Origin of the sequence: Halalkalibacter suaedae (assembly GCF_017939705.1) — a bacterium.
Classification (GTDB): Bacteria; Bacillota; Bacilli; order Bacillales; family Bacillaceae_D; genus Halalkalibacter; species Halalkalibacter suaedae.
The window spans coordinates 274,173-293,099 of sequence record NZ_JAGKSQ010000003.1 but is presented as its reverse complement, the minus strand read 5'-3'; the positions used below and the strand labels follow the sequence as shown (position 1 = coordinate 293,099).

The window sequence follows — 18,927 nt, the reverse complement described above, 5'->3', positions numbered from 1 at the left end:
GAAGTCCCAAGGGTATTCACCCTTGGGACTTTTTATTGTTTATGATTCTTTGATCCAGTTGTCAACCCAATCCTTTGCCTCAAACCAATTATGTGCACGAATAACATTTTTGGGTGCTGGAAGCCTATTGTACGGCGTGTCCATTAAAATAACGGGAATGTTGAATTCTTCAGCAATCGCTACAGCATTATCATGTTTGTCTTCAAAAAAGATATCAAGCTTATGCTTTCTAACAGCGTCAAGTTTATCGTGCTTACCGACCAACTCAATATGATCATAAGGGAGTGATTTAGTATCAAACCATTGATGAGTGATTTCTGCTAAATGCTCTCTTCGTGCCGTTATATAAATCAAGTCATGAACTTTTGTCCATTCATGAAGGATTTGTTCAGCGTTTAGAGCGATAGGAGCTTCTTTGTAGATAGTTGCCTCATGAAGTCCCATCCAATCCCAAAATTCAATTTCTGTAATTCCAAGAATTGAAGTTAAATCATACTCAATTAAATCATCAAGAGTTAATTGTTTTTTGAAATGCTTATTTAAATAGGGTATAAACGTATTAGGATCGGTAATCGTTCCGTCGATATCAAGACCCATTCTTTTCTTTTTGTTCATTATAGTCACCTCAATTCATTCATTCATTAACGATACACGAATTTACAGCAATGGTCTAGAGTGATTTCCTTAGTATGAAATTGTTGGCACCCATAATTGAATGTTTGAAACGGCATACTAATTAATGTTCCCCCAAAACAAAAGGAAAGTGAGGGATTCGTATGGCAGATTATAGAGACCGTGAAGACAAGGAACCGATCCGTCTAGTAGATGAAGATGATCGTTCACTTACGCTTGTAGATAATCATGTGGAAGGTAGCGATGATGGTGAGGGATTAAGTGCATATCCTGATCTTAATCCAAACGACCCAAGAGTCACTCCTTCATATGAAGAGGAAACGGCAATTGAATATGCTAATGGAATGAATAGTGCAACATTTTATGATAAAGAGAGCAGGGAAACAGCAGAAATGAACCCTGATGATGTTACCGCTGGTCGTGGTGTGGGGACATTTGCTATTGTGCTTTCTATCCTATCCCTATTCTTTTTACCGATCTTACTTGGAGCAGCTGGAATTGTAATTGGATTCATTTCCAGACGTGCTGGTTCAACTGGTCTAGGTAATTGGGCAATAGGGATTGGTGCAATATCGATACTCATGACCGTGTTTTTTTCCCCGTTTTTTTAACATAACAATGGGGTAGAGGGGAACAAGAAAAGCATAGGCCTATGGCCTATGCTCTTTTTAAGGTTATACGGTTGTTTCAGCAGCTTCACGTTGTTTCTTGTAGTGTTCTTCTGCAATAATATCTATTTCTTTCTTCAATTCTTCAACCATAATGCTCTCAGGGACTTTACGAACAATTTCGCCTTTGCGGAACAATAAGCCTTCGCCACGTGCACCAGCTATCCCAATATCAGCTTCGCGAGCTTCACCAGGTCCATTAACTGCACAACCTAACACAGCCACTTTTATCGGTGCTTTGATCGTAGCAATATAATCTTCCACTTCGTTAGCAATGCTGATTAAGTCAATCTCGATTCGCCCACATGTCGGACAGGAAATTAATGTAGCGGCATTTGCTGCGAGTCCAAATGATTTTAAAAGTTCTCTTGCCACCTTTACCTCTTCAACTGGATCAGCACTTAAAGAAATTCGTACAGTGTTACCGATTCCCATGTTTAAGATGGCTCCAAGACCAGCCGCACTCTTGATGGTACCAGCGAATAAGGTACCTGATTCTGTAATACCAAGGTGTAGAGGATAATCAAAAGCCTTTGCAGCCTTTTCATATGCTTCAATCGCTAAATTAACATCAGAGGCTTTCATCGATACGATAATATCATGAAAGTCGAGTTCTTCAAGGATTTGGATATGATGCAAGGCACTTTCAACCATACCATCAGCAGTTGGATAGCCATACTTTTCAATGATTCGTTTTTCTAATGAGCCGGCATTTACACCAATTCGAATAGGAATTCCTTTTTCCTTAGCAGCCTTTACAACGGCTTCAACCTTATGTCTTTTACCAATATTACCTGGGTTAATTCGAATTTTATCTGCTCCGCCCTCAATTGCTTTCAAAGCTAACTTATAGTCAAAGTGGATATCAACAACAAGGGGGATATTTATTTGAGCCTTGATATCAGCTATTGCTTCAGCTGCTCGCATATCAGGGCAAGCCACCCTGACTACTTGACATCCTGCTTCTTCAAGACGTTTAATTTCCGCTACAGTTGCTTCGACATCATGGGTCTTAGTTGTTGTCATACTTTGAATGACAACCTCATTGTTTCCACCAATCGTCAAATTGCCGACCTTCACAGGACGTGTTTTTGTACGATGTACTAATTCGGTCATTGACCAATCGCTCCTTTGTATGAAGAAAATTCTTCAGCAAATTCTATATACAGAATTGTATTCATTTTATCAATGACCCTCTTTGTTTGGCAAGGATTATGTTTAGGTGAAGTAAGATTTACTGGTACAAGGGGAATAAATACTCCTCACCAATCTGCATTTCTTCCGGTTCAATCCCATTTAGTTCCTTAAAATCATAAATAATGTCTTGGATTGTGGCAGGGTAAGGGCCTTCATGTAAGTGCTCTACGATAGAGAGAACCGTATTTCCGGGTTCTACGGTAACTGCTTGAAAGGGCTCAGACATTGGCTCTTCGGTCATTGTATCCTCCTCAGTTGACTCTACACTGACCTTTTGTTCATTTTCCGGCTCGGATGCTTTTGAGATTTCGCTGGGTAAAGTACCAATTGTAAGATCATAATAAGTGCTATATAAAAAAATTAAAATGATAAAAATCCCGGCAATCCGCTTCATATACTTGTCCCCTTTGCTTCCTTTTGTTAAGAGTATATGTTTTGTCCAACGAGATTATGACAAGATTTGGAGAAAATTTCTTGTTATTTTCTAAGAAGGAGTGAATAGTATGAGGAAAGACACTCGTCCATTCTATATGTTGTTCTTTATAGGGATGATTCCACTTATTATGGCAATTGGAAATTCAATGTTTATTCCGCTACTACCCCAGATGCAATATGATTTAATGTTAACAACTGTTGAGAGCGGTTGGCTTTTAACAAGTTTTTCTATTCCGGCTGCCCTATTCGTGCCAATAGGTGGTTTCTTGTCTGATCGCTTCGGGAGGAAGAAAGTTGCTCTACTTGGGTTAATGACTATAGCCTTTGGTTGTTTTATTGCAGCAATTGCCAATATGCTAGTTATAGATGTTTTCCCATTTCTATTGATCGGCAGGGTGATCCAAGGGCTTGGGGCAGGGACTGTTACACCTCTAGCAATGACTATGGTTAGTGATTTATATCAAGGAGAACAACGAACGAGAGCATTAGGTAGTATGGAGGTCTTCAATGGAATAGGTAAGGTAATTAGTCCGGTAATTGGTGGTGTGATATTGGGGGTATCATGGACAATAAGTTTTGTCCTTTTACTAGCCATGAGCGTGCTTGCTATGACAGGAATTATGATTTTTATTCAAGAACAAGCTGAAGATATAACAGAAGCGGAACAGACTTGTAATAGAAAAAAGCAATTAATGAACGAGTTTAGGCTTCAATGGCGTTGGCTTGTTCCGATATTTCTAAGTGGTGGGATCGGCATGCTATTATTATTTGGTTTTTTATTTTACTTTTCTTTTTTAGTTGAAGAGGTTAATATAACTCACTCCTTTGTTAAAGGTCTTATTCTTTCACTACCTTTACTTGGTTTAACGATAATTTCTTATTTAACTGGAAGGTATTTGAAAGGGAATGAAGATTCCTACAAGCGTATAATGATTTATAGCATATGTGTAATGATAGTTGCTGTGGGGAGTTTATTGTTAGGAGATGGACTAGCTCTTGCTATTATAGGGTTAATGATATATGGCTGTGGTTTTGGAAGTTTTTTACCTGCAGCTAATGCAGCTCTAGCTTCAATTATCACACCCTATCTTCGAGGGAGAATCTTTTCGTTCTATGCCATGTTTCGATTTTTAGGCGTTGCTTTTGGTCCACTGATTTTTGGATTCTGGGTTGGGGATACTTTGCAAATGGTTTATAATGCACTGTTTTTACTATGTTTTAATGGGGTAATTATGCTATATAGTTGGCCATGTTTACCAATTGGTAAGCCGTGTGGTCAAGATAATTTTTCACATATTTAAATTAAATAAGTCCAAAGCCTCTTTTTTTATGCTTTTAAAAAGTGTTTCTTTATGAGTAGTGCCTTCGTCTAATTTAATGGCCAAAGCAAGCCAATAAGGAGTGGATTTAATGAAGAGCGTCTTAAGAAAGTGCATTGTCTTAACACTGTTATTTACATTAGCCTTACCAATAGTTGTACTAGCTGATGCAATACCAGGAGATATCATTGTTACTTTAGGTGAAGATTTAACAGAAGCCCAAAAAAACCAGTTGATGACAGAAATGGGCGTGACAGCAGAAAATAATATTATTTATGTAACGAATGAAGAAGAACATCAGTATTTAGGTAGTTATATTAGTGCTGCACGAATTGGAACTAATGCACTATCCTCTTCTAAGATCACGCTAGGAGAAAACGGTTCAGGTCTTATTGTTGAATCAAACAATATTGATTGGATTTCAGACGAAATGTATGCGAATGCTCTTATAACAGCAGGTGTTGAAGATGCAGAAATTTACGTGACTTCGCCAATTTCTGTTTCAGGTACAGCTGCTCTTACTGGATTAATCAAAGCATATGAAATTGCAGCAGATATTGAGATACCTGAGGAACAAAAACAAGTCGCAAATGAAGAAATGGTCAAAACTGGTGAGTTAAGTCGTTCAATTGGTGTAGAAGAAGCGACTGATCTAATGAACAGAATTAAAGAAGAGCTTGCGAGTAATCCAGTGGAAAATGAAGATGATCTACGAGCGTTAATTCAAAGAATTGCAAATGAAATGGGAATTACGCTTACTGAAGAAGAATTAAATGGTCTGGTTTCTTTATTTATGCGAATGAAGGATCTTAATATTGATTGGGACCAAGTTCAAGATCAAATTACAAAGGTTAGAGATAACCTAGGAGAATATTTGAATAGTGAGGAAACTCAAGGGTTTATTCAACGTTTTCTTGATTTGATAAACAGCTTGATTGATTCGATTCGGGGTATCTTTAGTTAATATCCAACAGGTTGATTCAGAATCTCGAGAATTTCTTAATCAACCTCTTTTTTCGATCTTGTATTTATTTGAAACGTAACGATTCTCTCCTGCGTATATGGAAATAACGAATAAAGGAGGTCAAATGATGGAGTGGTTAAACTCAGAGTCAGTAGGGTTTCTCGTTGTCTTTTTAGGGACATTGTTTCTGATTGGGGAATTACTTGTTAGAGCAAAGGGTCTTTTTGGTATACTAGGGATTGCAATAATGGCATGCTATTTTTCATTTCATTTAACAGGAGATGTTGGTCTTTGGGTCGTTATTCTATACGTAGTGGGACTATTGCTTATTATTATTGATGGTAAGGTCATTACGGACGGAACAGTCGCTCTGTTAGGAGTAATAATGATGATTATTGGACTGGCGATCCCTGCTCCAACATTAGTATATGGAATACTTGTTTCAATGGGATTTCTAGTAGGGGGATTTAGTTCCATCCTTTTTCTAAAAGTCTTCCCTTCAAGAAATTTATGGGCGAAAATGACCCTGAAAGATCGTTTAACAGGAGAGCTTGGTTATAATTCAATTAATGAGAAATACCTTGGTCTTGTAGGAGAAGAAGGAAAAACGATTAGTCCTTTTCGTCCAACAGGTACAGTAGAAATTAATGGTCAGCAATATAGTGCAACAAGTGGTGGTCAATGGCTGGAAGCGAATATGGAAGTTATTGTTTCGGCAGTGGATGGAACGAGAATTGTCGTTAAGAAGAAAGAATAGGATGAATGAAATGATAAGGGCATTGAAAAAGGTATTACACTTTTTTCAATGCCCTTTTTCAATTTTTAGTTAGCTTTCGCTTTATTCTTGCGATTTGGAATGGTTCGTATTGAAAGGTAAATTACTAATAAACAAACGATAAAATAAACAATGCTTGGTAACGATAATAGTAAAACATCAACCCAATAGTACAAAATTGTTGGCAATGTAATGGCATGTGCAGCTATATTCCACAAATGTCTATATTCTAGTGAGCGTCCACTTCTCAAGAATAAACTGAACATTGCAATGATCGTAATACCGAGAAAAGCAAGTCCAGCAAGGGCAACATATAGTCCTAAGGTAATAATACCAAGAAGAAGTGGTAAGAATCCTTGTAACTGGTCGATACGTTCTATGATTTCAGCTGTAGTCAATTGCTCAATTCCGAGTAGTGTATAAGGAATCGATTGGATTTGCTCGTTTTTTACATATAGAAGCTGATCTTTCCCAAAGGTAATCCCTGTACCAAGCACAAGAAGGTCTTCATTTGTGTAAGAGTTTGTCGGATCGAATAGAAGAAATCCGATGTCACTATTTTGATTAAGGATATACACATCCGAGCTATCCATTTGCAGAACCCCATCATCAATTGTAAAAGAAGGGAGATCGCTATGGAGTGATTGTTCAAGATCATTCACTGCAGAGTAAATAAAAGTATTTATTGAAAATAAATAAGGGATACTTGCAATAAATGTTAAAAATAAAATATGCCATATTGTGGAAGTTATTGGCCGTAGACGGCTGTAAGCAATTATTTTTAATTGATAGAGACTTTTAGTAAACCAAGTAAGAAAATGCATAAGAACCCCTTTCTTTTACTATGTTTTATTTTATCGAACTAGCAAATAAAATGCTATTAACAATTTCAAACAAAGCATTTAGTATAACTTTAATTGAACTGCTAAAAGTAAGATTAAAGAAATTAAGATATTTTTGTTTACAAAACCTTTGTAAATACTTAATAATAGACAAGGTGTCCGTGTTGATGTTTGTCGAAAAAAGAGAGAGGGAACATTAGCATGACTTTCAAATGAAGGGATGAGGATTTGTGGATTTACAGACGCTCTTGTTCATGTTTTTTGGAGGCCTAGGGATTTTCTTATTTGGTATTAAATTTATGGGAGATGGATTACAGAAGGTTGCAGGGGAGCGACTTCGTGATTTGCTTGATAAATTTACTACGAATCCAATTATGGGGATTATTGCAGGACTCTTTGTTACGATCTTGTTGCAGACTAGTTCGGGAACAACGGTTTTAACGATTGGACTTGTTAATGCAGGTTTTATGACGTTAAAGCAGGCAATTGGTGTTATCATGGGGGCCAATATCGGTACAACGGTAACAGCTTTCATTATTGGAATTAAAATTTCTCAGTATGCTTTACCTATTATTGCTGTAGGTGCTGCTTTTATTTTCTTTTTCAAGAGCAAAAAGATAAATAATTATGGCCAAGTTATTTTTGGGTTTGGAGCACTTTTTTACGGATTGGAATTAATGGGTGACGGAATGAAGCCATTACGTGGCCTTCAAGCTTTCACGGATTTAACGATTTCAATGAGTGAATCGCCGTTATTAGGTGTCTTTATTGGGACGCTCTTTACAATGGTTGTTCAAAGCTCAAGTGCATCGATTGGGATGCTACAACAATTATATGAACAAGGAGCAATAGGGCTAGATGCTGCATTACCAGTGTTATTTGGAGACAATATCGGTACAACAATAACAGCTGTTCTTGCCTCAATAGGAGCTTCTGTAGCAGCTAAGCGTGCTGCATTAACCCATGTAATCTTTAATTTGATAGGGACTGTTATTGTCTTAGTTTTATTTGTTCCTTTCCTAAACCTGGTTAGTTTCTTGGCGGTAGAGCTTGGTTTAAATGAAAGTATGCAAATTGCATTTGCACATGGTATTTTTAACGTTTCCAATACGCTTATACAGATGCCGTTTATTGCATTGTTGGCTATAATCGTCACAAAGTTAGTGCCAGGTGAAGAATTTAGTATTGAATATAAAGCGAAGCATCTTGATCCGAGGTTTATTGGAAGTTCTCCTGCGATTGCTCTAGGACAAGCAAAACAAGAGGTTCTACGTATGGCTGACTTTTCCGAAAAAGGGCTTATCGAAGTAAGTCATTACCTTGAAAACGGTCAAAAGAAACATGCAGAAATGTCTGTTCAGTTTGAAGAAGCAATAAATAATCTAGATCGTAAAATCACTGATTATCTAATCCAAATATCCTCTCGTTCATTATCAGAGCAGGACTCGAGACTACACTCGATGCTCCTTGATACAGTAAGGGATATCGAGCGAATTGGTGACCATATAGAGAATATTGTTGAATTAAAAGATTATCAAAAAGCCAATAAGGTTGTTCTTACTGATGGTGCAATTGACGATCTAAAAGAAATGTGTGAGTTAACATTATCAACACTTCAAGCAGCAATCCGAGCACTTGAACATGTTGATGTCGAGATGGCTCGTTCTGTTATCGAGAAGGAAGAGATGATTGATCAGATGGAACGCAAGCTAAGAAAGAAACATATTCTTCGTATTAACGAGGGCAAATGTTCTGGTGCAGCTGGAATTGTTTTCGTTGATATTGTCAGTAATTTAGAACGTATTGGTGACCACTCAGTGAATATTGCTGAAGCGGTTATCGAGGAATACTAAAATACTATGGGACTGGGACATAGCTAAAGTGTCTAACTGAAATACCGAACAAAGCAATCACGTAGCGGATGAAATATACGAAGACTCCTGCGGGATGATAAAGCCAAAGGTGAGACCCCACAGGCGTAGCCGAGGAGGCTCACCGGCTTCCCGCGGAAAGCGAAGTATATTTCAGGAGCGGTTTATGTCCGCTAACTATCATTGTTCGATTTTTCTATTAGTTAAATCACTTATGTCCTAGCCTCTTTTTAATTTAATTTTTTAAAAAGGCTTGTCTATTTCAAATGTTTATGTTAATTTAGGAAAGCAGTGTTTTTGAAAGCAAATAAAATAATATGTTGACTTATGTTCAAGTTATATGTTATTATAATTCTTGTCTTTCTTATTATTCCACAGTAGCTCAGTGGTAGAGCTATCGGCTGTTAACCGATCGGTCGTAGGTTCGAGTCCTACCTGTGGAGCCATTATGGCGGTGTAGCTCAGCTGGCTAGAGCGTACGGTTCATACCCGTGAGGTCGTGGGTTCGACTCCCTCCGCCGCTACTTCTTTTTTGAAAGTGTGGACCCTTAGCTCAGTTGGTTAGAGCAGTCGGCTCATAACCGATCGGTCGTAGGTTCGAGTCCTACAGGGTCCACCAATAAGCTTATGGAGGAATACCCAAGTCCGGCTGAAGGGATCGGTCTTGAAAACCGACAGGCGGGTCAAACCGCGCGGGGGTTCGAATCCCTCTTCCTCCTTCATGTTAGAAAAAGCCTTTGAGAATTTATTTCTCAAAGGCTTTTTCTGTTTTCATTAGTAAGTCCTAATTGATGAATTCCTCTTGATCTACATCTGTTTACAAAAACGTTAGCCTTTATCAACATAAATGTGTTCTTATCAGATAGGAGCTCAGTTTAAACCTTAGTGAAGATGGGTAAAGTATAAAAGGCTTTATTCCAGTCTTGTGATAAGGTTTAATCATTGCAAGAATGAGAAAATTTTGGTAATGTATGAATGGAAAGACTTAGTAAACATTCTTGTTTCTTAAGTCTAGACTTTTTGGAATAAAATGTTCCAAAATAAAAAATTGAACCTATTTTAGGAGGAGATTTAACATGGCATATGAACTACCGCAATTACCTTATGCAGCAAACGCACTTGAGCCACATATCGATGAGGCTACAATGAACATTCACCACGGTAAGCACCATAACACGTATATCACTAAGCTAAATGCAGCTCTAGAAGGACATGATGAGCTTGCAAGCAAGAGTATTGAAGAATTAGTTTCAGATCTTGACGCTGTACCTGAGAGCATCCGTGGAGCTGTTCGTAACAATGGTGGAGGTCATGCTAACCACACATTCTTCTGGCAAATCCTTAGCCCAAATGGTGGTGGTGCTCCAACAGGAGAACTAGCTGCTGCAATTGATGAAGCATTCGGTAGCTTTGATTCTTTCAAAGAAGAATTTGCTAATGCAGGTGCTAATCGTTTTGGTTCTGGGTGGGCTTGGTTAATCGTTGATGGCGGAAAGCTTGCTGTAACAAGCACACCAAATCAAGATACTCCACTTATGGAAGGTAAGACACCAGTTCTAGGTCTTGATGTATGGGAGCACGCTTACTACCTTAACTATCAAAACCGTCGTCCAGATTACATAAATGCATTCTGGAATGTTGTAAATTGGGATGAAGTATCTAAGCGTTTCAATGCAGCTAAATAAAAAGTTGAAGTAACAAATTTCAACTGAGGGGCCTAGACATATGTCTAGGCTTATTTTTTTGCATACATGAATGTTTTTAAAAATGTGTTTACAGTAATTTGAGAAAAAGACGTTTTAACACCGGCTTTTTGTATATCCGCATTTTTAGGTGACACACTAGATATGAGGGTGGTGGAGTCAGTGAGAACGTCAATGATTAAAAAAGTAATTGGTGATATAGAAATTACAAGGGAATTGACCTTACTGCTTATCGTAGGTGGATTATACGCACTAAGCATTGCACTTTCAAATACGTTTGTTAATGTTTATTTGTGGAAGCAGTCAGGTGAATTTGTTGATTTAGCCTTATATAATTTAGGCTCAGTGATTATGCAACCTATTGCTTTTATTATTGCAGGAAAAGTTGCCAAAAAAATTGACCGAGTTATTGTTTTGAGAATAGGGGTCATTTCTTTGGCAATTTTTTTCTCAACCGTTTTATTTTTAGGTGAGCACGCCAATCAATTTATCATTTTACTTGGTGTACTGATTGGAACAGGTTTTGGTTTTTACTGGCTTGCATTTAATGTATTGACATTTGAAATTACAGAGCCCGAAACAAGAGATTTCTTTAATGGTTTTTTGGGGTTGCTTACTTCATTTGCGGGGATGATTGGTCCGATCCTATCAGGCTTCATTATCACAAGAATGGAGGAATTTACTGGTTACACGGTTATTTTTACCATTTCATTGGTCTTGTTTGTTGGAGCGATTTTAACAAGCTTTATGTTAAAACGTCGAGCAGCTGAAGGGAAGTTTTACTTTCGAAAAATAATTGCAGAGAGAAAGAAGAATCCCAATTGGAGAAATATATTATTTGCTCATTTTTTCCAAGGGCTTCGAGAAGGTACATTTGTCTTTGTCATTGTCGTTTGGGTGTTCGTATCGACTGGCAGTGAACTAGCGATAGGTACATATGGGTTAGTTGCATCTGCCGTCCAATTTGTTGCGTACTATGTAGTTACAAGAGTGATTAAATCACATATAAGAAAAAGACTTATATTATTTGGAGGTCTGGTCCTTTATGGAGCCATCTTTATTATTGTGCTAGGAGATTTGACCTTCACAAAACTCATTATTTATGGAATTGTTGTCTCGATTGCTTATCCAGTCCTTCTTGTGCCATATGTTTCACTTACGTTTGATGTTATAGGAAAAGGCTGGAAGGCAGCTGAAATGCGGGTTGAGTATATCGTTGTGCGTGAGTTGTTCTTGAATATGGGAAGAATTAGCTCAGTCTTAGCCTTTTTAGCAACAATTACTTTTTTTTCAGAGGAAAAAGGGATTCCTATCCTATTGTTAGTACTCGGAGCGGGTCACACGGTAATTTACTTCTTTGTCCGCAAAGTATCATTCAAAGACAATATTGGCGGTGAAGGATACGCATTTGCAAGGCAGGATAAGGGGGAAGGAGACTCTGGGGGGACAACTGTATAAGCAAAAATTGGCTACGTTATCATTTTGACAATGTATCTCGATATGGTATAATAAAACCAATTAGAAGAACGGACGTTGCCTGCCGTGTTAGTTAGCTTCTCCTTGTTTCGAACCTTGATTTTAAAAAGGGAGCTTTATATTGAACCTCAGACAGCATGCCAGCTTGCTCTGGACGCTGGACGAGATTCTGCGAGCACCCACCTACGAGTGTAGGTTCATGAAACAACTGAAGCAACGGCATACGCGGGTTACAATTTATTACATCCAACTAGGCACCTAAATATGTAGGTGTCTATTCTATTGTATAAAAATGACTAAAGACTAATTGAAGAGGAGGAGCTAGGTATGGGGAAATCAAAAAAGAAAAAATATCATGTTCCCGCCAGACTGAATATTCTATTCTTTGCTGTATTTATTTTATTTTCTGCCTTAATTCTTAGGCTTGGAATTGTACAGATTGTTGAAGGTGAAGAGTTCACAAAGGAACTTGAACGAACGAGTAATACAACCGCACGTATTGATGCACCACGAGGACTTATGTATGATCGCTTTGGTAATGTAGTGGTGGATAATGAGCTTGAGTTATCTGTTACATACACAAATCCAGGTGGGATCTCGAACAAGAAGATGCTCGAGATTGCACGTGACCTAGAACCCTTATTAGAAGTTGAAACAGATAAGTTACTAGATAGGGATAAACAGGATTACATCCTATTGAATATGACGGAAGAGGAAAGGTATGAGCTTGTGACTCGTGAAGAGCGCGGCGACCTCGACAATTCCGAGCAATATAAATTAGAGATTAAAGCTATCACTCAAGAAGATCTTGACAAGCTTACAGAGAAAGATGAGAAGGTCATTGCGATATTTAGAGAAATGGTACGCGGGTATGCTAACTCTCCTCAACGAATTAAACGAAATATTACTGAGGAGGAAGTTCATATTATAAGTGAGAATCTCTACCGTCTACCAGGGATTGATATACTAAGAGATTCACGACGAAGCTATGCATATGGTGACTCTTTTAGAGGCTTCTTCGGAAGCACGGGGTCCATTCCTAAAGAAAGCGTAGATCATTTTCTTTCAAGGGGATATGAACGTTCTGATATTGTTGGCACTAGTTTTCTTGAAGAACAGTATGAGGAGGTTTTGCGTGGTCAGAAGGCTGTAGTTGAGAGTATTATGACTTCAACCGGTGGCCAAACGATCGACAGCTCTGTTAATGAGAAGCTAGGTCAACGGGGAAATGATTTAATGCTAACCCTTGATATGGAGTTACAGCAGGTAACAGAAAATGCGATTAATAATGAACTTAGTAAGCCAGGAAATCCGTTTATACGTGATTCATCAGCATATGTTGTTTTAATGGATCCACGAACAGGCGATATTCTGTCTATGGCAGGATTTTTAGATAACGCTGGTGAAGAGCAAACGAGTACCGCTGATCACATCGGAAACGTGAACAAAGTATTCGAGATGGGTTCTTCTGTTAAAGGTGCAAGTGTGTTAACAGGGTATCAGGAAGGAATTATTAGTCCTAACTCAAGACTAAATGACCGTGTGATTCGACTACCAGGTGGAATTGAAAAGAGTTCGTTTGGTAAGAATGAATATGGTCTAATTAATGACCGGTATGCTTTGCGGGTTTCTTCAAACGTATATATGTTTGAAATTGGTTTAAGAATGATGGGGTGTTATAATTCAAATCCAATGAATTGTTCTTTCCCGACAAAGTCAACTTTAGAAAGTTATGAAAAGGTACGATATAATTTCAGCCAGTTTGGATTGGGTTCTGAAACAGGGATTGATTTACCTTCAACTTCAAGTGGATTTATTGGCGAACCAGGACTTCCAGGGACCCTTCTGGATTTGCTAATTGGACAGTACGATGCATATACGCCACTTCAATTGGCCCAGTATATCTCGACGATTGCTAATGACGGTTATAGGATGAAGCCGAGAATTGTAAGTGAGGTGCGTGAGCCTGTTACAGATCCAGAACAAATAGGTGCAGTTTTGCATAAATTTGAACCAACGATTTTGAATCGAGTCGATATGTCTGATGCGTTTATTAATCAGGTTCAGTTAGGTTTAAGAGATGTCGTCACAGGAGCAAAAGGAACAGCTAATAAAACTTTTGGAAATAAACCATATCAATTGGCTGCAAAAACAGGAACTGCTCAGACAGCTCTAAATGGTATAAAAGGTAACAACCAAACCTTTGTGGCTTATGCACCTTTTGACAACCCAGAGATAGCGATAGCTGTTGTCGTTCCAAAAGTTAAACTAAAAGGTAATGGTGGACGAGATGGAATGGCTCAAAACATAGCTGAAGAGATTTTAGATCAGTATTTCATCGAAATGAAAAAGGCTCGTCAAGGTCCGCAAAAAGTTGCTGAGCCTTTATTAGAAAATGTCGATGAAGATGAGGAACAAATGGAAGTTGAATAAATAATTTAAAAAAGGATGCGTATGGTTATCTGACCATTGTCGCATCCTTTTTTCTTATGTGATTAACTCAACGATTTCCGCTATCGTCATTGTACTCGTTAGCTCATATTCTCCTGTTCGGATTACCTGTGTTAATTGTTGGTCTTGTACAAACTCGGTAAACTCTGAAGAATCATCAATGATGTTGCCACGGACAAGGATTGCAGCAATTTCCTGACTTGTCATTCCTTCGCGGATCTGTAGCAGCATTGTATACCTGATTTCTACCTCAGTCTCAACTTCTGTTGGAGTCACTTCCTTTGTTTCTTCATATTCTTCAGCCGTTAGGACAATATATCCTTCATCTTCCAATGTTTCTTTCATTTCTGCAGATGTTGGAATGATTTCCTCGACTACAGTTACTGGTTCTTGTGTTTCAGTAGAGTTGTAGTAGTAGGCCCCAGCTAAGAGCGATGTTGCTAGAAAAATTCCACCAGCGAAGTGTTGAATGTTTTTGGCACTCACATTACTCATCCCTTTCTTTTTCAGCTGAAAGATATGAGTCAAGAAAGAGTTCGACTTCTCCATGCGTTAAGCTTGTTTGTTGGGCAATGTCTTCAATTTGGAATCCTTGAGTATACAGACTTATCACTTCTCTTAATAATTGCTGCTTCGAATTTGATTTGGCTTGTCTAATAAAAGTCGTTTGTTGCTCGTCAAGGGTTGCCTGCTCTTCTAGTGATCGAATCTTCTTTTTTAATATATACAACTCTTGCATCTGTGTAATCGACATTTCTTCTAATTGTTTCTCAAGCTCTTTTATTCGGTCCTTTTTGAAATAAGCCAGAATAAAGAGCAAAAGAGACAAGCTAAATAAAACAATGATCATTATGTCTATCATGAATAACTGTGCTCCTTTTTCTTCAACGTATTAATTAGTATTACACACGGTTTTAATTCAATCAAGAAGGTGTCATTTTTTTGATTCATAATACGTGGCTAATCGACAATTGTCTAAAAGAGTGAATACATATGGTAATAGCAGTGTTCGTTTCGCTATATTTCGACGCTGGTTACTGACAAATTTAACTAGCGAAAATAGTCGATTAATTTTTTTCGTAAATTGAACGTATGGTGCATATAGACCCGACAAATTAGGACAAATTCGACTGCTTGTTCCTTGAAAATGAGCAGGGTATGATGAATTTAACAGAAATACAGTAGGGGTGGCCAAATGATTGAGCAAATTCTTCCGCTAAGAGAACAAGGGTATTCATTTAGAAAAATCGCTCGTGAACTTGATACAACTGTTGGAAAAGTACAATACTGTTTCCGGAAATATGAGGAAACGAAAGACATTCAAAAAAACGACAATAGTATTGAAAATCCACCGACAGTTTACCGAGAGGATGAATGTACGATTATTGCCCAAAGTCCGACCGTCATTTATGCTTATTGGGATATTAGCTTTGATTTAGAAAAGATGGTAGAGCACCAGTGTCGAACGCCTTGGGCTAAGTTAAAAAAAGTGCTTAGGGTATATGATGTGACAATGATTTTGTTTAATGGTCATAATGCTCATCGTTATTTTGATATTGGCTTACCTGAGATGACAAATAATTGGTTCGTACGAGATCTAGAGCCGAATTGTACGTATGTTGTAGATGTTGGCGTGGAATCAAAGCAAGGTACATTTTTATCACTTTTACGTTCAAATCCAATAGATACACCAAGACAAATTGGTGAAGACAATCATTATCATGTAGATGCCGTCATGAACTGGAAGAATGGTCATGTCGATGAGCCGCAATGGTTAGAGCATTTTAGTACATATTCCTATTATGAAAAGTTGAAGTAGGAGGGGTTCGATGAAACAAGGATACTACTCATTGGTTTTGCATGCCCATCTTCCATACGTTCGTCACAATGAAGAAGGTAGAATGGAAGAACGTTGGCTTTTTGAAGCAATAACCGAATCATATATACCACTATTAATCGAGTTAGAAGAAAAACAGGTAGAGGATGCCATAACCATTTCATTTTCTCCACCCGTCATGGAAATGCTTTCAGATCCACTAATGCAAGAGCGCTATCTGGCGTATCTCACGATGACGATTCAATTGCTTGAAAAGGAAATTGCCGAACCGAAGGATGATAATGAACGTTCATTAATGATCTACTATCTTAATCGTTATCAGAAGATTAAAAAAATATACCTAGATCTTGGTAAAAATATATTAGTTGGCTTTCAAGCCTTAAAGAATGCTGGCATGATTCGTTGTATTACGAGTTCTGCAACACATGCATTCCTGCCATATTTAAAAACGAAGGCAGCTATTCGCTCCCAAGTTGTTGAAGCAATTCGTTGTTTTGAGAAATACTTTGGAGAAAAGCCAAAGGGTTTTTGGTTACCAGAATGTGCAATAGCTCCTGGTATTGATCGGATTTTGGTAGAAGAGGGTATTCGTTACACCTTTGTTGATGAGCATACAGTGTTAACAGGGGACCCAACACCTTCGAAAGGGATTGGTGCACCAGTATATTCTCCACATGGGCTCATTTTATTTCCTCGTCATTCGGTTCTATCAAGTCAGATTTGGAGCTCGACCACCGGATATCCTGGTGATGTTGATTATCGTGAATTTTATCGCGACATTGCTTATGAAAGAGACTGGGAGGAAATTAAACCATTTCTACCAGAAGGAATCCGAATTGATTCAGGAATCAAACATAAACGAATTACAGGTGATTCTGAGCACAAGGAGGGATATGTGCCTGAATGGGCGTTGAACAAGGTGCACAAACAGGTAGATCATTTCATTGAATCCATTCATTCTGAAACTGCCAAGCATGGTGATCAATGTTTTCCACCTTACTTGATGGTGACCCCATTTGATGCTGAATTATTTGGTCACTGGTGGTTTGAGGGTCCAGCTTGGATTGGTCAATTATTAGCAAAAGGACAAGAGAGCATTGCATTTATTTCTCCTGAAACATATTGTGAGCGGTATTATCAAGACTTTGAAACTGTACATGTTTCTTTCTCTACTTGGGGGAGAGACGGTTATGGTCATGTTTGGATTAATGAAACAAATGAGGAATTGTACCGCTACCATCATCGAATGGAAATAGATTTAGCAACAATGGTTGCTCTCTATTCTGAACCTTCAGATGAACAAAAACGGGTATTAAAGCAAATGGTGCGGGAATGGATGCTTGCCATCAGCAGTGATTGGGCATTTATTATCGATGGACAAACCTCTGTACAATATGCTAAAGAGCGTTTTGATACGCATATGAATCGTTTTTATTTACTAAAGGAAAAATTGCATACTTCAGCGATTGATGTTAGATGGCTTGAAGAAATGGAAAATGGATTTCCGTTTTTAGCAGATGTGAATGAACAAATCTTTTTTTCACCACATGACGCATATGTCTTAGCAAAACAAGAGCAAATCACTTCTGATAAGCGGTCGATCTTGCTATTAAGTTGGGAATACCCGCCATTAGTAGTTGGTGGACTGGCTCGGCATGTCTATGACCTGTCTCAAGCTCTCGTGAGGCTAGGGCATGAGGTTCATATTGTGACCTCTTCTGTGGAAGGAGTACCAGACTATGAGCTTGATCATGGCGTCCATGTTCATAGGATTCAATGTTTACAACCGCATACGGATATCTTTTTTGATTGGGTTGGAAGCTTGAATTTTGCCATGGTCCACTATGTTAAGAAGCTAACGAGAAAAATACAATTTGACTTTATTCATGCACATGATTGGTTGGTTGGAGTAGCAGCAAAAGCACTAAAAAACCAATTAAAAATCCCATTATTAGTCACAATCCATGCGACAGAGCATGGTAGAAATAATGGAATTCATACAGATCTACAATACGAGATCAACCAGAAGGAATGGGAGCTCACACATGAAGCTGACCAGATTATTGTTTGCAGTGAGTATATGAGAGAAGAGCTTCAAACTGTTTTCTCATTATCTCAAGAGAAGATAACTGTCATACCAAATGGTGTTGATATGAGTGTGTTTTTAACACCTTCAACTCATTGCGTAACAACAAATCAGTTTACGATCTTTTCTGTTGGACGATTGGTGAAGGAAAAAGGGTACCAAACATTAATTGAAGCTGCAAAGCAATTAAAAGAAAAAAATGTTCAACTGAAATTTGTAGTTGCTGGTAAGGGGCCAATGCTTGAGGATTATATGCATCAGATCAACGAACAAGACCTTACCTCTCATATTGAATTTATTGGGTATATTAGCGATGAAGAAAGAAATGCTTGGTTCAGACAGTGTGATGCAACTGTATTTCCGAGTCTCTATGAACCATTCGGCATTGTCGCTCTAGAAAGCTTAGCAGCGGGCAAGGCAACGATTGTAGCAAACACAGGTGGAATGGCGAGTATCATTCGTCATAACGAGAATGGCGTATTATTCGAGCCTGGAAATCATGATGATTTGGTCAAACAGGTGCTCTATTTATATAATCATCCAATTTTAAGAGAAGGATTAGCGACACAAGGTCAGCGCGATGTGAAATCAACCTTTCACTGGGATGCGATTGCTTCTTCTACCGAAGTGGAAATGGAACGCTGTCTCGCTAAACAGCAAGCTTAACTTA

16 protein-coding genes, 4 tRNA genes and 1 other RNA gene are annotated in these 18,927 nt (G+C 38.2%); 15 read left to right on the top strand and 6 right to left on the bottom strand.

Annotated features, from left to right (window positions below; genetic code table 11):
* Nucleotides 1–39 precede the first annotated feature (39 nt).
* Nucleotides 40–615 carry a hypothetical protein gene (locus J7W16_RS08975; RefSeq protein WP_210596955.1) on the bottom strand — a complete coding sequence of 192 codons (576 nt, stop codon included), beginning with the start codon at nucleotides 613–615 and terminating at the stop codon, nucleotides 40–42.
* 161 nt (nucleotides 616–776) lie between these two features.
* Here J7W16_RS08975 and J7W16_RS08970 point away from each other — a divergent pair, with 161 nt between their 5' ends.
* Nucleotides 777–1,244 (top strand): DUF4190 domain-containing protein, encoded by a 468-nt coding sequence (locus tag J7W16_RS08970; RefSeq protein ID WP_210596954.1) that lies wholly within the window; start codon nucleotides 777–779, stop codon nucleotides 1,242–1,244.
* A gap of 63 nt (nucleotides 1,245–1,307) precedes the next feature.
* On the opposite strand, the gene ispG is transcribed toward J7W16_RS08970, so the two are convergent.
* A complete protein-coding gene (ispG, locus tag J7W16_RS08965) occupies nucleotides 1,308–2,417 on the bottom strand; it encodes a flavodoxin-dependent (E)-4-hydroxy-3-methylbut-2-enyl-diphosphate synthase (RefSeq protein ID WP_210596953.1) in 1,110 nt (369 codons plus the stop codon).
* A 118-nt stretch (nucleotides 2,418–2,535) separates the two neighbouring features.
* Complete coding sequence (locus tag J7W16_RS08960; protein ID WP_210596952.1) at nucleotides 2,536–2,892, bottom strand: hypothetical protein; 357 nt, start codon at nucleotides 2,890–2,892, stop codon at nucleotides 2,536–2,538.
* Nucleotides 2,893–3,001: 109 nt separating this feature from the next.
* Here J7W16_RS08960 and J7W16_RS08955 point away from each other — a divergent pair, with 109 nt between their 5' ends.
* From J7W16_RS08955 to J7W16_RS08945, 3 genes are all read left to right on the top strand, one after another.
* Nucleotides 3,002–4,234, top strand: coding sequence for an MFS transporter (locus J7W16_RS08955; protein WP_210596951.1), 1,233 nt, complete (start codon nucleotides 3,002–3,004; stop codon nucleotides 4,232–4,234).
* Between the two features lie 109 nt (nucleotides 4,235–4,343).
* Nucleotides 4,344–5,216, top strand: a complete 873-nt coding sequence (locus J7W16_RS08950) for a DUF1002 domain-containing protein (RefSeq protein WP_210596950.1) — start codon at nucleotides 4,344–4,346, stop codon at nucleotides 5,214–5,216.
* Nucleotides 5,217–5,343: 127 nt separating this feature from the next.
* Nucleotides 5,344–5,973 (top strand): NfeD family protein, encoded by a 630-nt coding sequence (locus J7W16_RS08945; protein ID WP_210596949.1) that lies wholly within the window; start codon nucleotides 5,344–5,346, stop codon nucleotides 5,971–5,973.
* A 65-nt stretch (nucleotides 5,974–6,038) separates the two neighbouring features.
* Here J7W16_RS08945 and J7W16_RS08940 read toward each other — a convergent pair whose 3' ends face one another.
* Nucleotides 6,039–6,815 carry a DUF1189 domain-containing protein gene (locus J7W16_RS08940; RefSeq protein ID WP_210596948.1) on the bottom strand — a complete coding sequence of 259 codons (777 nt, stop codon included), beginning with the start codon at nucleotides 6,813–6,815 and terminating at the stop codon, nucleotides 6,039–6,041.
* Between the two features lie 248 nt (nucleotides 6,816–7,063).
* On the opposite strand from J7W16_RS08940, the gene J7W16_RS08935 reads away from it, so the two are divergent.
* The 9 genes from J7W16_RS08935 to J7W16_RS08895 all read left to right on the top strand — a co-directional run bounded on the left by J7W16_RS08935 (nucleotide 7,064) and on the right by J7W16_RS08895 (nucleotide 14,316).
* On the top strand, nucleotides 7,064–8,686 hold the full coding sequence (locus J7W16_RS08935) for a Na/Pi cotransporter family protein (protein WP_210596947.1): 1,623 nt from the start codon (nucleotides 7,064–7,066) through the stop codon (nucleotides 8,684–8,686).
* Between the two features lie 389 nt (nucleotides 8,687–9,075).
* A tRNA-Asn gene (locus J7W16_RS08930) sits at nucleotides 9,076–9,150 on the top strand.
* A 4-nt stretch (nucleotides 9,151–9,154) separates the two neighbouring features.
* Nucleotides 9,155–9,228: transfer RNA gene (locus J7W16_RS08925), tRNA-Met, on the top strand.
* An 18-nt stretch (nucleotides 9,229–9,246) separates the two neighbouring features.
* Nucleotides 9,247–9,323 (top strand) — tRNA-Ile (locus J7W16_RS08920).
* A 10-nt stretch (nucleotides 9,324–9,333) separates the two neighbouring features.
* Nucleotides 9,334–9,423, top strand: a tRNA-Ser gene (locus J7W16_RS08915).
* 357 nt (nucleotides 9,424–9,780) lie between these two features.
* A complete protein-coding gene (locus J7W16_RS08910; RefSeq protein ID WP_210596946.1) occupies nucleotides 9,781–10,389 on the top strand; it encodes a superoxide dismutase in 609 nt (202 codons plus the stop codon).
* A 192-nt stretch (nucleotides 10,390–10,581) separates the two neighbouring features.
* Nucleotides 10,582–11,865: an MFS transporter gene (locus tag J7W16_RS08905; RefSeq protein WP_246879945.1), complete on the top strand. Its 1,284-nt coding sequence runs from the start codon at nucleotides 10,582–10,584 to the stop codon at nucleotides 11,863–11,865.
* Between the two features lie 73 nt (nucleotides 11,866–11,938).
* A non-coding RNA gene (gene ssrS, locus J7W16_RS08900) (6S RNA) lies at nucleotides 11,939–12,119 on the top strand.
* 91 nt (nucleotides 12,120–12,210) lie between these two features.
* Nucleotides 12,211–14,316, top strand: coding sequence for a peptidoglycan D,D-transpeptidase FtsI family protein (locus tag J7W16_RS08895; protein ID WP_210596944.1), 2,106 nt, complete (start codon nucleotides 12,211–12,213; stop codon nucleotides 14,314–14,316).
* A gap of 54 nt (nucleotides 14,317–14,370) precedes the next feature.
* Here the strand turns inward: J7W16_RS08895 and J7W16_RS08890 are convergent, their stop codons facing one another.
* Together J7W16_RS08890 and J7W16_RS08885 are read right to left on the bottom strand one after the other, a co-directional pair.
* Nucleotides 14,371–14,820: a hypothetical protein gene (locus tag J7W16_RS08890; protein ID WP_210596943.1), complete on the bottom strand. Its 450-nt coding sequence runs from the start codon at nucleotides 14,818–14,820 to the stop codon at nucleotides 14,371–14,373.
* A 1-nt stretch (nucleotide 14,821) separates the two neighbouring features.
* Nucleotides 14,822–15,196, bottom strand: a complete 375-nt coding sequence (locus J7W16_RS08885) for a DUF6115 domain-containing protein (protein WP_210596942.1) — start codon at nucleotides 15,194–15,196, stop codon at nucleotides 14,822–14,824.
* A gap of 333 nt (nucleotides 15,197–15,529) precedes the next feature.
* Here J7W16_RS08885 and J7W16_RS08880 point away from each other — a divergent pair, with 333 nt between their 5' ends.
* Both J7W16_RS08880 and J7W16_RS08875 read left to right on the top strand, forming a co-directional pair.
* Nucleotides 15,530–16,153, top strand: a complete 624-nt coding sequence (locus J7W16_RS08880; protein ID WP_210596941.1) for a DUF4912 domain-containing protein — start codon at nucleotides 15,530–15,532, stop codon at nucleotides 16,151–16,153.
* A 10-nt stretch (nucleotides 16,154–16,163) separates the two neighbouring features.
* A complete protein-coding gene (locus J7W16_RS08875; RefSeq protein WP_210596940.1) occupies nucleotides 16,164–18,923 on the top strand; it encodes a 1,4-alpha-glucan branching protein domain-containing protein in 2,760 nt (919 codons plus the stop codon).
* Nucleotides 18,924–18,927 lie beyond the last annotated feature (4 nt).

What these genes read in the sequence shown, in the direction of transcription:
- J7W16_RS08945 (WP_210596949.1), top strand. Translation starts at nt 5,344, where the DNA reads ATGGAGTGGTTAAACTCAGAGTCAGTAGGGTTTCTCGTTGTCTTTTTA.
- J7W16_RS08880 (WP_210596941.1), top strand. Translation starts at nt 15,530, where the DNA reads ATGATTGAGCAAATTCTTCCGCTAAGAGAACAAGGGTATTCATTTAGA.
- J7W16_RS08955 (WP_210596951.1), top strand. Translation starts at nt 3,002, where the DNA reads ATGAGGAAAGACACTCGTCCATTCTATATGTTGTTCTTTATAGGGATG.
- J7W16_RS08975 (WP_210596955.1), bottom strand. Translation starts at nt 615, where the DNA reads ATGAACAAAAAGAAAAGAATGGGTCTTGATATCGACGGAACGATTACC.
- J7W16_RS08885 (WP_210596942.1), bottom strand. Translation starts at nt 15,196, where the DNA reads ATGATAGACATAATGATCATTGTTTTATTTAGCTTGTCTCTTTTGCTC.
- J7W16_RS08905 (WP_246879945.1), top strand. Translation starts at nt 10,582, where the DNA reads ATGATTAAAAAAGTAATTGGTGATATAGAAATTACAAGGGAATTGACC.
- J7W16_RS08895 (WP_210596944.1), top strand. Translation starts at nt 12,211, where the DNA reads ATGGGGAAATCAAAAAAGAAAAAATATCATGTTCCCGCCAGACTGAAT.
- J7W16_RS08970 (WP_210596954.1), top strand. Translation starts at nt 777, where the DNA reads ATGGCAGATTATAGAGACCGTGAAGACAAGGAACCGATCCGTCTAGTA.
- J7W16_RS08960 (WP_210596952.1), bottom strand. Translation starts at nt 2,892, where the DNA reads ATGAAGCGGATTGCCGGGATTTTTATCATTTTAATTTTTTTATATAGC.
- J7W16_RS08910 (WP_210596946.1), top strand. Translation starts at nt 9,781, where the DNA reads ATGGCATATGAACTACCGCAATTACCTTATGCAGCAAACGCACTTGAG.
- J7W16_RS08875 (WP_210596940.1), top strand. Translation starts at nt 16,164, where the DNA reads ATGAAACAAGGATACTACTCATTGGTTTTGCATGCCCATCTTCCATAC.
- J7W16_RS08950 (WP_210596950.1), top strand. Translation starts at nt 4,344, where the DNA reads ATGAAGAGCGTCTTAAGAAAGTGCATTGTCTTAACACTGTTATTTACA.
- J7W16_RS08940 (WP_210596948.1), bottom strand. Translation starts at nt 6,815, where the DNA reads ATGCATTTTCTTACTTGGTTTACTAAAAGTCTCTATCAATTAAAAATA.
- ispG (WP_210596953.1), bottom strand. Translation starts at nt 2,417, where the DNA reads ATGACCGAATTAGTACATCGTACAAAAACACGTCCTGTGAAGGTCGGC.